Genomic DNA, 12164 nt, shown 5'->3' on the forward strand with positions numbered 1-12164 from the left:
AGAAGCGGCTGCGAGGATCGAAAATCCGGGGTCGAGGGGCCCGCACGAGGGCCGATAACGTTGCCTGTTACCGTTTCAGCTGCCTGACCCGCTGCTGCCGGCTTTCGATCGGTTGCCGCACGGTCGCCGAAGCCGTGCAGGCTTGGCTTAGTCGTTTCCGCTCTTGCCAGGGCTGCACCACGTTGAGCCAGAGTTCGCGCATGCCCATGATCGAGATCGAAATCCCGAACGGGATCAGGAAGTAGAGGATGCGGAACACGACCAGCGTCGCCAGCAATTGTTCCTTGCTGAACTCCGGCAGCGCCACCAGCATCGCGGCGTCGAACACGCCGATCGAGCCGGGGGCGTGGCTGGCGAAGCCGAGCAGCGTCGCCAGGATGAACACGACCGCCAGCGAGACGAAGTCGATATGCGGCTCGGTCGGCATCAGCAGGTACATTGCGAGCGCGCAGAAGCCGAGATCGACCACGCCGATAAGGATCTGCAACAGCGTCAGCTTGGCCGAGGGCAGCACCACCTTCCAGCCGTTCTGGCCGAGCTCGCGGCGCTTCTCGCCGGTCAGGAGCCAGACGAAATAGGCGCCGATGCCGGCAAGGCAGCCGAGCGCGATCAGCCGGTTCATCGCCGGCGGCAGCAGGTCCATCGCCGACGCCGCCGCCGGGTGCCAGGCCATGCCGAAGCCGAGCACGAACAAATTGCCGAGCCAGAAGGTCAGGCCCGACAGAAAGCAGATCTTGGCGACGTCGATCGCGGAGAGGCCGTAATCGGAATAGATCCGGAAGCGGATCGCGCCGCCGGTGAACACCGTGGCGCCGATATTGTGACCGATCGTGTAGCTCGTGAAGCTCGACAGCGCTGCGATGCGGTAAGGGACATGGATCTTGCCGATCGTGCGCAGCGCGAAGAAGTCGTAGAAGGTCAGCGTGCAGAACGCCCCGACCACGCAGAGCGCCGCCAGCGCGATCCGATGCGGCGCGATGTTGGTGAGCGCGGTGAGAATGATGCCGGTATCGACGCCCTTCAGGGTGTGAACAAGCGACGTGATCGCGAACGCGATGATCAACACACTCGCGGCGATCCCGAGCCGTTTCCAGCCGATCTTTTCCTTGAAACCACGCCCAAGCGTGGTCAGCAGCCGAAGCATTCATCCTCCCGGCGGGGCGGCAATTTCAGTGGGACCCGGTCACGGACGGCGACGGGTGACGGGCAAACGCACCGTACGCGATGACCCATAAGGCAAAACCGATGCGTTGTGCAGCCCTTGACAAGCCAAGCTTCGGCCCTCGTCCAGCGTCATTGTCATATTGGCTACATATGTTCTCGCTCTGCGGAATGTGAGTCGCAGGACAGCGACGGGGCCACTGCATGTTCCGCCGTTCCAAGCGATTTCGTCGGCTTTTTCGCCGATTTTGCCGCCGTCCCGGCGTCGATGCGGGTTAGTTGGCGCGAGGCGAATAGACGATATGCACCAGCATGGGGGCGCCTGAGCCGGCTGTGGCGTTTACCAAAGTGTGAAGTCGACGTGCGCTTGCGCATGATCCGCCCTGCGCTCGGGCCGGGTCAGGCGCGCGAGGGCGGTCCGTAGGTCTATTGAGGCAAAACGCCGCGCAAGCCGGCCGCCGTCGGGCAGGCCGGCCAGGCAATCGATTCCACACTTCGATCGGCGGCGAAGTGTTGCGGCGAAACGAAGGCCTATGTCTCGCATTGGTTGCCGAGAGCAAGGACAAAGCCATGCAACAGACATCCCTGAACGTCCGGCACATGCCGGACCGGCGCGCAGCGTCGCATCAGCAAACGAGCGGGCTTGCGGCGACGTTGACGCTCGCCGCGATGAGTCTCGGCTATGGCGTCGTGCAGCTCGACGTCACCATCGTCAACACGGCGCTCAATGCGATCGGCGCCTCGCTCGGCGGCGGCGTTGCCGAACTGCAATGGGTGGTCAGCGCCTACACGATTGCCTTTGCGGCCTTCATCCTGACCGCGGGCGCGCTCGGCGACCGGATCGGCGCCAAGCGCATCTTCATGGCCGGGTTTGCGATCTTCACCGCGGCATCGGTTGCCTGCGCGGTCGCGCCTGATGCGGCGACGCTGATCGCCGCCCGCTGCGTGCAGGGGCTGGCCGCGGCCATCCTGGTGCCGAACTCGCTGGCGCTGCTCCGCCATGCCTATGAAGACGAGAAGGCGCGGGGACGCGCGGTCGGGGTCTGGGCCGCGGGCGCGAGCCTTGCGCTGACCGCCGGCCCGTTCGTCGGCGGCGGACTGATCGCGCTGGTCGGCTGGCGCGCGATCTTTCTGGTCAACCTGCCGATCGGCCTCGCCGGCTTGTGGCTCGCCTGGCGCTTCGCCAACGAAACCACGCGTCATCAGCAACACCGGCTCGATCTGCCGGGTCAGGTCGCGGCGATCGCCGCGCTCGGCACAGTGGCCGGCGCGCTGATCGAGGGCGGCGCGCTCGGCTGGGGCGACCCGTTCGTGATCGCAGGCTTCGTTCTCGCCGCCGTCTTCTCCGTGCTGTTCGTCTGGCGTGAGGCGCGCGCGCCGCAGCCGATGCTGCCGCTCTCGCTGTTCCGCCACCGGATGTTTGCCCTGACCTCGCTGGTCGGCCTCCTGGTCAATGTCGCGTTCTACGGCCTGATCTTCGTGCTCAGCCTCTACTTCCAGCAGGTCAACGGCCTGTCGGCGTTCGCCACCGGCCTCGCGTTCGTGCCGATGCTCGGCGCCGTGCTGCCCGCCAACCTGATCGCGCCGCGTGTCGCGGAGCGGATCGGCGCGCCGGCGACAATCGCGCTCGGTGCAACGCTCTCGGCCGCCGGATGCCTAGCGCTGCTGTTTATCGGCCCCGGCACGAGCTATCTCGCGATCTGCCTGCAATTGCTGGCCATGAGCGGCGGCCTCGGCCTGCTGGTGCCGCCTCTGACATCGGCGCTGCTCGGCAGTGCCGAGCCGCAGCATGCCGGCATCGCGGCCGGGGTGTTGAACGCGACCCGGCAGACCGGCAGCGTGCTCGGTGTCGCGCTGTTCGGCTCGATGGTCAGCCGGTCCGCGGCCTTCATCGCCGGCCTGCATGCGGCGCTCGTCATCTCCGCCGGCGCGTTGCTGGCGGCCGCTGCGCTGATCTGGATCGGCGCATGGTCAGAGGCTCGGCGTTGAGACGAACTGAAGCGAGGCATCTCCGCCTTGCGCCGGCTCGATCGCCTGCATTCAAGGCTTCTTCACCATGCATGGAACCTTGCTGCAGTGCGGTTACCGTTCGTACACGAATGCGTCTGTTCTTATAGGTCCATAAAGGGGGCCTATATGTATCGCGTTCTGACCTGTCTCACTTTGGAGCATGACTGGCGGCTGGTCGTCCTTGGCGCGGTGATCTGCCTGCTCGCCAGCGCCGTCGCGATCAGCCTGTTTCACCGTGCCCGCGCCGCACAGGGGCGTGCCCGCGAGATCTGGATCGGCCTCGATGCGGCGGTCGGCGGTTGCGGCATCTGGGCCACCCATTTCGTCGCCATGCTGGCGTACGATCCCGGCATCGAGGCCGGGTACAACATTCCCATCACGCTGCTGTCGCTGGTGCTCGCGGTTGCGATCCTGGCCGTCGGATTGGCCGTCGCCACGCTCGACGAACGCTGGCGGACGGTTGCGGCCGGTGGCGCGATCGTCGGCGCCGGTGTCGCGGCGATGCATTACACCGGCATGCTCGGGCTGGAGCTGCCCGCGCGTATCGTCTGGTCGCCCGGCATCGTAGCCGCGTCGATCGCGTTCGGAAGCCTGTTTGGCGCGCTCGCGCTGGTCGTTGCCACGCGTGGCGAACGTTTCGGCACCACCGCCGCCGCGACCGGTCTTCTGACCGTTGCGATCGTCTCGCATCATTTCACCGCGATGGGCGCGGTGACGCTCGTCCCGGATCCGACGATCGTTTCCGGCGGACTTACGGTCTCGCCGCGCGTGCTCTCGTTCATGACCGCCGTTGCGGCCTTCGCGATTCTCGGCCTCTCGCTGATCGCCTCGATCCTCGACCGTCGCGCCAAGACCGAGCTTCACAAGCAGAAGGTGGTGCTCGATACCGCGCTCGAGAACATGTCGCAGGGGCTGTGCATGTTCGATGCCGACGGCCGCATCATGCTGTTCAACGAGCGCTACAGCGAGATGATGGGGCGCAGTCGCGTGCCGCTGCAAGGGCGCCTGCTGATCGACGTCTTGCAGGACCTGCATTCCATCGGCGAGTGGGACGGCGATCCCGAGGAGTTCTGCAATGCTCTCGTCGCCGAGGCAAAGGCCGGCCACAGCGCGACGCGGATCGTCAGCCGCAACGAGCGCGCGATCCGTGTCGTCGACCAGCCGATGAAGGGCGGCGGCTGGGTCGCGACCTTCGAAGACATCACCGAATGGCAGCAGGCCCAGGAACAGATTTCGCACATGGCGCGGCATGACGCGCTGACCAATTTGCCGAACCGGACGCTGTTCCGCGAGCAGCTCGAGAAGGCCTCGAGACTGGCCAAGCGCTCCGACCAGCTGGCCGTGCTCTGTCTCGATCTCGATCATTTCAAGGAAATCAACGACACGCTCGGGCATCCGATCGGCGACGCGCTGCTGCGCGAAGTCGCGCGCCGGCTCGGCGAATGCGTGACCGAGCACGACACCGTGGCGCGGCTTGGCGGCGACGAATTCGCCATCGTGCAGTTCTGCAGCAATTGCGAGCCGTCCGTCGTGTCGTCGCTGGCAAGTCTCGTGGTCGAGCGGATCGCGGCGCCCTACGAGATCGGCGGCCATCAGCTTGTGATCGGCGTCAGCATCGGCATCTCCCTCGCGCCCGAGGACGGCAAGGATCCCGACGAATTGCTGCAAAAGGCCGATCTTGCGCTGTACCGCGCCAAGGCCGACGGCCGCGGCACCTATCGGTTCTTCGAGACCGGGATGGACGCGCGTGCGCAGGCGCGCCGCCTGCTGGAGCGTGACCTGCGGTTCGCGCTCGAGCGCGACGAGTTCGAGGTCTACTATCAGCCGATCCGCGATGTCGTGGGCGATCGGGTCGTCGCGTTCGAGGCGCTGGCTCGCTGGAATCACGCGCAGCGCGGGCTGATCGCACCCAACAATTTCATCCCTGTCGCCGAGGAAACCGGGCTGATCGTTCCGCTTGGCGAGGTCGTGCTGCGCAAGGCCTGCGTGGAGGCCGCAAGATGGCCCAAGGACATCGCGGTCGCCGTCAACCTGTCTCCGGTGCAGTTCAAGAACCCGAACTTGGTGTCGTCGGTCAAGGCGGCGCTGCAAGCATCCGGCCTGTCGGCGGACCGGCTTGAGCTGGAGATCACCGAATCGGTGCTGCTGCAGAACAGCGAGGCGACGCTCGCGGTGCTGCATGAGCTGCGCGGCTTCGGCGTCCGCATCTCGCTGGACGATTTCGGCACCGGCTATTCCTCGCTGAGCTATCTGCGCAGCTTCCCGTTCGACAAGATCAAGATCGACCGTTCCTTCGTCACCGACCTTGCGACACGCGAGGACTCGATGGCGATCGTGCGTGCGGTCACCGGCCTCGGCAAGAGCCTCGGCATCGTCACGACAGCCGAAGGGGTCGAGACCGATACCCAGTTCGACCTGCTGCGTCAGGAGGGCTGCACGCAGGCGCAGGGCTATCTGTTCAGCCCGCCGCGGCCGGCAGCCGACGTCGCCAAGATGTTGCGTCGGGCGCCGGAACGATCGGTCGCCTGAGTTGGAAGGCTAGCTCAGCTCTTGCGCAGGGCAAAATAGGCGCCGCAGAACGCCATCACCGCGCCGAGGCCCAGGGCGGCAAGGCCTGCGAGCACGGCGGAAATGGTCGAGACCGTGCTCGGCGCCGACGCGGCCTGGCCGGCGCCGGCCAGCATCAATACGCCGACGACGATCAGGAAGTTGCGCATCCGTTGCGGGATCTGGCCGGCCACCGCGCTGTGCATCAGATTCGCGGTGAAGTAGCCGCCCGAAAATCCGACGGTCGCGATCAGCCACCACGCGATCGCCGCGCCCGCCGGCATGAACTCGTGGCTGTCGGAGCGCCACAGGCCGCCGAGATCGAGCCCGTAGCTCGCGCCGAGCATGTGCACGGCAAGCGCCAGCAGCACGCCGGATATCATCGCGCCGCCGAGGATGAGGTAGCGCGGAAAATAGGTCGTCTCGGGCATGGCTCGCTTGTAGGATAGGCGCGACAGGCTGCGCAAGCTTGCGCGTAGGTTTGAACAGGTGGAACGGCGAATTGCCAACAACGTTGCAGGACCGGTCGGAGGCAGGCGAGGGCGCGCCGCTGCGCTATGCCTACAAGGCCTCCTTGATCGGCTCGGCGCACCAGTTCGAGCTGACCGGGGACGGGCTGTCGTGGCGGATCGCTGGCAGGTCGGGCGTGTGGGACTACGCCGACATCTCCGCCGTGAAACTGTCCTATCGCCCGGTCTCGATGCAGCAGCAGCGGTTTCGCGCCGACATCGACAACGCCAAGGGCGGCCGGATCGCGATCCTGTCGACCACCTGGCAGACCGCGACGCTGGTCGCGCCGCAAGGACACCTCTACCGCGACTTCATCGTCGAGCTGCATTGCCGCATGAAGGCGGCCGGCAGCACGGCGAGGCTGGTCGGAGGCCTCGGGCCGAAGACATACACCGCCGCGCTGGCGCTGCTGGCGTTTCTTGCGGTGGCAATGGCGGGACTGCTGCTGATGGCGCTGCTGGCCTCGAACTGGATGGGCGCGCTGTTCCTGGTCGGCTTTGCGGCGCTGTTCACCTGGCAGGTCGGCGGCTTCGTCACGCGCAACCGGCCGCGGCGCTACAGCTTCGATCAATTGCCCGATGCGCTGCTGCCGAAGGCGGTTCGCAGTCAGTGAGTTAGCCGCTCTCGCGGCCGGACTGTAAGCGGGTTGTAAGCAACGCGCTGTAAACTCGGCGACGGATTTGCTTTTGACTGGAGGGTCAGATGACAATCCGGGCTCCATTTTTGGCTCTATGCCTTGTGCTCCTGAGCATCCCGCCGGCGCTTTCCAAGGGCAGCGTGGGCAACAAACATGATCCGCTTGATCACAATCACATCGACAACCTGCCGCCCGACGTGCGGCAATACGTTGCCGGAATCTGCAAGGGAACGCCGGTCGCGCAGCACGACTTTGCGACCTATTCCCCGCAGGAAAAGCGCTGGCGGATAAACCTCGAATATCTGCAGTGCGGCGTGATCGGGGAATATCGCAGAGGCAACCAGTGCATGGATGTGGACTTCGTAGCCGAGGGCGCGCATTTCCGTCTCGTGAGAAAGACGTATGCAGCCTGTGGCTTTTGATGCTCCGGCGCCAGGACCACTGGAAATAGGGCGCTGCGCGTGCCGCTCGTATCCAATTCTGGACTGCTGCGCCGCTTCGGAGTGACCGTGCGTCACTCCGTCGAGTCAAAATCCTCTTCGGTCGCGCTCAGCATGCCTGCGAGAGTCCGCAGGCCGAGGTCGAGTTGCTCCATCGGCGGTGCGGCGAGCGCGAGCCGCACCGCATTGGGCGCGTGCCCCGGCGTGGCGGCGAAGGTCGTCGACGGCGTCAGCGCGATGTCGCGGCGCGCTGCGGCCGCGACCAGGGTCTGCGAGCGCCAATGCGGCGGCAAGGTCAGCCAGAGATGATACGACTTCGGATTGGTCTGGATTTCGAAATCGGCCAGATGCTTCGCCGCCAGAAGCTGGCGGCGGCCGGCATCGATCCGCTTCAGCCGTGACAATTCGGCGGCGGTGCCGTCGGCCATCAGCCGCTGCCCCGCGGCGAAGGCGTAGCCCGACGCGGTCCAGCCGCCCGAGCGCACCGCGGCCATGATGCTCTCGCGCAGCCGCGGCGGCGACACGATGAAGCCGAGCGCGAGGCCCGGCGCGACCTTCTTCGACAGGCTGTCGAGCATGATGCAGCTGTCGGGCGCCAGCGCGGCCAGCGGCGCCTCATCGTCGAGGAAGCCGTAGACGCCGTCCTCGATGACGACGAGGCCGAGCTTCTCCACCACCCGCAGCAGCTCGGCGCGGCGCTCGGGCGGCATGGTGATGCTGAGCGGGTTCTGGATCGTCGGCTGGACGTAGATCGCGGACAGATGCGCCTCGCGATGCGCCTTCTGCACCGCATCCGGTCGCACGCCGTGTTCGTCCATCGCGAGCGGCACCAGCGAGATGCCGAGCCGCGCGGCGATGCCCTTGACGAACGGGTAGGTCAGCGCCTCGACGCCGCAGCGTCCGCCGGGCGGCACGACGGCGGCGAGCGCGGCGGCGATGCATTGCCGGCCATTGGCGGTGAACACGATCTGGTCGGGATTTGGCGTCCAGTTCTTGCGCGCCAGAAATTCCGAGGAGATGGTTCGTGCCGCTCGCGTGCCAAAACTGGTCGCCGGCCGCAGCGCGCCCTCGAGCACCTCGGGCCGCTCCAGTCCTTCGAGGCTCTTGGCGATCATCGTCGCCTGGTGCGGCAGCAGCGGGTAGTTGAACTCGAGGTCGATGCGGGCGCCGCGCGGCTCGGTCGGCGCTGCAATGCCGCGGCGTGCCTCGCCGGAGACGAAGGTGCCGCGGCCGACTTCACCGACCACCAGCCCGCGCCGCAACAGCTCGGTGTAGACCCTGCTCGCCGTCGAGACCGCGATGTTGCGGTCATAGGCGAAATGACGCTGCGGCGGCAGCCGGTCGCCCGCCTTCAGCGCGCCGCTGGCGATCTCGGCGGCCACCGCATCCGCCAGCTTCAGATATTCGAACCTCGACATTATTGCACCGAGAGCAATGTTTTACTTGCTCCGAGCAATGTACCGGATCATTTAAGAGGGAACAAGCCCATGATTGCACCGAGGAGCGCGCAAGCAATCCGAGGTCCCGACGGCGCAGGCGCTGAAACAGCATTTGCGTCAATGGCATAGCTTTGTCCATGGGCAGCGAAGGAGATGACAATGTCAGCGATATCCTCAGCCGCCGCAGGGCCCGCGCGGTCCAGCATGTTGGGCGGATTGCTCCGATTGCTGCGAGTGTGGGGCGATGCACTCGCGACCCATTGGGTGCGCCGCGAGGCGATCAAGACGCTGCGCCAGCTCGATGACCGGGCGTTGCGCGATATCGGACTCTCGCGCTGCCAGATCGAGACCGCCGTCACCGGCGACTTCGACCTCGAGCTGGTGCGCATCCGTTAAGATGCCGGTACGGCGCTAAAGCATGATCCGGAAAAGTGCGAAGCGGTTTTCCCTCGCGACAAACGCGGGACGCGTTTGCGCGGAGATCATGCTCAAACGGAGATCATGCTCAAACAAAGAGCCAAAGCGCGATGACGATTCAACCCAATCACGTCGCGCTTTAGGGCCGGGCGCCGACTGCCGGTTGCAGAATTCACCGAAACTACACCAAAGAAGCGGAAGAACCCCATCTCCTCACCGCCGTCGCTCCAAGGTTGTGACGCTCTATGCTAGCCTGTTAGCTGCGTACGCTAGCGTTGAGTTGGGGACCGATGGCCGCTCGCAAATTGTCGCAAGGGCAGGCCCCGACCCGGGAAGCGCGTCGCCGCTGGCATGAGGAGCGATCGCTGCGCTGTGCGATCCGGTTGGCCCGCATGGGCTACTGGGAGTCGCTGAGTGCCGCCGCGACCGATCTCTGGATATCGCCCGAGCTCGCCGCATTCTACGAATTCGAGACCGCCGACGGCTACATCCCCATCGCCACGGTGCGCGAGCGCTATTTACCCGAAAGCCGGAAGCTGCTGGAGGCGCATTACGCGGCCTGCTGGGCGGAGGGGCGGCCCTATGCGGTGCGGACGAGACTCCGCGGTCCCGATGGCAGCCTGCTCGACTGCGTCGTGCACGGCGAGCCGGAATTCGACGCGCACGGTCAGGTTCGACGCGTGTCCGGCATTGTCCGCGACGTCACGGAGGAGACCTCCGCGCTGCGGCGCCTGGCGGAGAGCGAGCAACGGCTGGCCGATTTCGTCTCTACCGCCTCGGACTGGTGCTGGGAGAGCGACGCCGAGCATCGGCTGCTGCCCTATCCCAAATCGCTCGCCGGCAATGTGGCGTTCCAGACGGTGGCCGCCGGCAGGAAGGCGCGCTGGGAACTGACTTATGCGCCCGAGGATGGCGAGGCCATGGCGCGGCACCGGGCCGATATGGAGGCCCATCGCCCTTTTCGCGATTTCACCTATACGCTGATCGGCAAGGACGGCTCGCGCGTCAGTATCTGCACCAGCGGCAAGCCGATCTTCGCCGATGACGGGAGCTTTCTCGGCTATCGCGGCACCTCCAGCGACATCACCCAGCTCAGGGCGGCCAAGGCGCTGCTCGACCAGCGCACGCGGGCGCTGGAGGAGGCCCATCGCCTCGGCAAGATCGGCACCTGGAGCCACCGGCTGGACAGCGGCCGCACGATCTGGGCGCCCGAGCTCTACCAGCTTCTCGGCTTGCCCGACACGTTCGAGCCGACCGATGAGAACATGAGGCCCTATTTCCTGGACGGCGACGCCGATCGCTTTCGGGAGGTGCAGAAACGGGTGCTGCGCACCCGCCGGACCGAGGCCACGGACCTGCGCATCCTGCACGCGGACGGCACGGCCCGCGATCTGGCGGTCATCTGCAAGGCGGAGGTTGCCCACGACAAGGTCGTCGGCATCATCGGCACCGTGCAGGACGTCACCGAGCGCAAGGAAGCCGAGCGCCAGCTCGAGCAGCTCGCCTACAGCGATCCGTTGACCGGCCTTGCCAATCGCGCGCTGTTCACGCGCCAGCTCGCCGCCCTGACCGAAGGCTGCTCCCAGGGAGGCCGGACTGGTGCGCTGCTGCTCATCGACCTCGATCGCTTCAAGGAGGTCAATGATTCCCTCGGCCATGCCGCCGGTGACGAATTGCTGATCAAGGTGGCGGCTGCGTTGCGGCAGGACCTGGGACCGCGCGCCGTCATCGCCCGGCTCGGCGGCGACGAATTCGCCGTGCTGGCGGATGGATGCGACACGTCCGACGCCGCACTGACCGGGCTTGCCGATCGGCTGATCGGCAAACTGTCCGGCCCCGTCGATCTCGCCGAGGGCGAGGCCTCGGTCGGCGCCACCATCGGCATCGCCCGCCTGCCGGAGCACGGCGCGACGGCGGAGACCGCCGTGCGCAACGCAGACCTCGCGCTCTACATGGCCAAGGAGGCCGGGCGAGGGCGGGCGCAACTGTTCGAGCCGGTCTATGCGCAGGCGGTCGATGAAAGGCTCGATCTCGGCCGCCATCTGCGCCACGCCGTGGAGGCCGGCGCCCTCGAGGCGCATTATCAGCCGCAGGTGGACCTGAAGACCGGCCGCGTCACCGGCTTCGAGGCGCTGCTGCGCTGGGCCCATCCCGAGCGCGGGCCGATCTCGCCGGCGGAGTTCATCCCGATTGCCGAAAGCTCCGGCCTCATCGTCGATCTCGGCCTGTGGGTGCTGCGCGAGGCCTGCCGGCAGGGCCGCGCCTGGCTGGACGCCGGGCTGCCGCCGCGCTCCATCTCGGTCAATGTCTCGCCGGCGCAGATCTGGAGCGTGGATTTCGAGACCGCGGTCTCGGCCATCCTGGCAGAGACCGGCTTTCCGGCGGAGCTGCTCTGCCTGGAGCTGACCGAAAGCCTGTTCGTGGATCATACCGAGCAACGGATCAGTCGCACGCTGACGGCGCTGTCCGGCTTGGGCGCCCGGCTGGCGCTGGACGATTTCGGCTCGGGTTATTCCTCGCTCGGCTATCTGACGCGCCTGCCTTTCGACTGCCTGAAAGTGGACCGGGCCTTCGTGGATGGCATTTCCACCGCGCCGGAGAAGCGCAAGCTGCTCGGGGGCATCATCGCCCTGTCGCACGGGCTCGGCATGACTGTCGTGGCGGAGGGAGCCGAATTGTCCGCCGAACTGGACGTGCTCGGCGGACTCGATTGCGATGTGGTGCAGGGCTTCGTGTTTTCCCCGCCGGTCGCCGCCGGCGAGGCGCCGCTGGTCGCCGCCAGCATCGAGCGCGAGGCGCGCCGGATGCAGCCGAAACGGAATCGCCTCTAGGCGAACACCGCTTTGGCAGCATCCTTTTTGTGCGTGGCTTTGCCTCGATGGTGGCAGCTGACCATTCGCTAGGCCGTGTACTCACACACCGGCATTGGGCGAGGGGCGCTTGACGTCTGCTCTCACCCTGACAGCGGCGAGAAGGCGGACCTCGCCGGAGGTTCGAGAAGGG

At 66.4% G+C, this 12164-nt stretch carries 9 protein-coding genes; 6 read left to right on the forward strand and 3 right to left on the reverse strand.

The features are described 5' to 3' along the window. Nucleotides 1–67: 67 nt before the first annotated feature. Nucleotides 68–1144, reverse strand: coding sequence for a lysylphosphatidylglycerol synthase transmembrane domain-containing protein (locus tag IF803_RS20555; protein WP_028337716.1), 1077 nt, complete (start codon nucleotides 1142–1144; stop codon nucleotides 68–70). A 587-nt stretch (nucleotides 1145–1731) separates the two neighbouring features. Between IF803_RS20555 and IF803_RS20560 the strand changes: the two genes are divergently transcribed. Together IF803_RS20560 and IF803_RS20565 are read left to right on the forward strand one after the other, a co-directional pair. After that, nucleotides 1732–3150 (forward strand): MFS transporter, encoded by a 1419-nt coding sequence (locus IF803_RS20560; protein WP_461193265.1) that lies wholly within the window; start codon nucleotides 1732–1734, stop codon nucleotides 3148–3150. A 147-nt stretch (nucleotides 3151–3297) separates the two neighbouring features. Further along, complete coding sequence (locus tag IF803_RS20565; protein ID WP_461193266.1) at nucleotides 3298–5700, forward strand: EAL domain-containing protein; 2403 nt, start codon at nucleotides 3298–3300, stop codon at nucleotides 5698–5700. A gap of 14 nt (nucleotides 5701–5714) precedes the next feature. Here the strand turns inward: IF803_RS20565 and IF803_RS20570 are convergent, their stop codons facing one another. Further along, nucleotides 5715–6149, reverse strand: coding sequence for a hypothetical protein (locus tag IF803_RS20570; protein ID WP_461193267.1), 435 nt, complete (start codon nucleotides 6147–6149; stop codon nucleotides 5715–5717). Nucleotides 6150–6220: 71 nt separating this feature from the next. Between IF803_RS20570 and IF803_RS20575 the strand changes: the two genes are divergently transcribed. Both IF803_RS20575 and IF803_RS20580 read left to right on the forward strand, forming a co-directional pair. After that, nucleotides 6221–6841: a hypothetical protein gene (locus tag IF803_RS20575; protein WP_461193268.1), complete on the forward strand. Its 621-nt coding sequence runs from the start codon at nucleotides 6221–6223 to the stop codon at nucleotides 6839–6841. A gap of 89 nt (nucleotides 6842–6930) precedes the next feature. Further along, nucleotides 6931–7287, forward strand: a complete 357-nt coding sequence (locus IF803_RS20580; RefSeq protein WP_209911178.1) for a hypothetical protein — start codon at nucleotides 6931–6933, stop codon at nucleotides 7285–7287. A 92-nt stretch (nucleotides 7288–7379) separates the two neighbouring features. Here IF803_RS20580 and IF803_RS20585 read toward each other — a convergent pair whose 3' ends face one another. After that, on the reverse strand, nucleotides 7380–8723 hold the full coding sequence (locus tag IF803_RS20585; protein WP_028341649.1) for an aminotransferase-like domain-containing protein: 1344 nt from the start codon (nucleotides 8721–8723) through the stop codon (nucleotides 7380–7382). Nucleotides 8724–8903: 180 nt separating this feature from the next. On the opposite strand from IF803_RS20585, the gene IF803_RS20590 reads away from it, so the two are divergent. Continuing rightward, a complete protein-coding gene (locus IF803_RS20590; RefSeq protein WP_245376387.1) occupies nucleotides 8904–9140 on the forward strand; it encodes a DUF1127 domain-containing protein in 237 nt (78 codons plus the stop codon). Nucleotides 9141–9451: 311 nt separating this feature from the next. Further along, nucleotides 9452–11992: a sensor domain-containing protein gene (locus tag IF803_RS20595; protein ID WP_461193269.1), complete on the forward strand. Its 2541-nt coding sequence runs from the start codon at nucleotides 9452–9454 to the stop codon at nucleotides 11990–11992. The last annotated feature ends 172 nt before the right edge of the window (nucleotides 11993–12164 follow it).

The organism is Bradyrhizobium sp. UFLA06-06, assembly GCF_054820065.1.

Coding starts and splice junctions, on each gene's coding strand:
- IF803_RS20590 (WP_245376387.1), top strand. CDS start 8,904: ATGTCAGCGATATCCTCAGCCGCCGCAGGGCCCGCGCGGTCCAGCATG.
- IF803_RS20595 (WP_461193269.1), top strand. CDS start 9,452: ATGGCCGCTCGCAAATTGTCGCAAGGGCAGGCCCCGACCCGGGAAGCG.
- IF803_RS20585 (WP_028341649.1), bottom strand. CDS start 8,723: ATGTCGAGGTTCGAATATCTGAAGCTGGCGGATGCGGTGGCCGCCGAG.
- IF803_RS20555 (WP_028337716.1), bottom strand. CDS start 1,144: ATGCTTCGGCTGCTGACCACGCTTGGGCGTGGTTTCAAGGAAAAGATC.
- IF803_RS20580 (WP_209911178.1), top strand. CDS start 6,931: ATGACAATCCGGGCTCCATTTTTGGCTCTATGCCTTGTGCTCCTGAGC.
- IF803_RS20565 (WP_461193266.1), top strand. CDS start 3,298: ATGTATCGCGTTCTGACCTGTCTCACTTTGGAGCATGACTGGCGGCTG.
- IF803_RS20570 (WP_461193267.1), bottom strand. CDS start 6,149: ATGCCCGAGACGACCTATTTTCCGCGCTACCTCATCCTCGGCGGCGCG.
- IF803_RS20560 (WP_461193265.1), top strand. CDS start 1,732: ATGCAACAGACATCCCTGAACGTCCGGCACATGCCGGACCGGCGCGCA.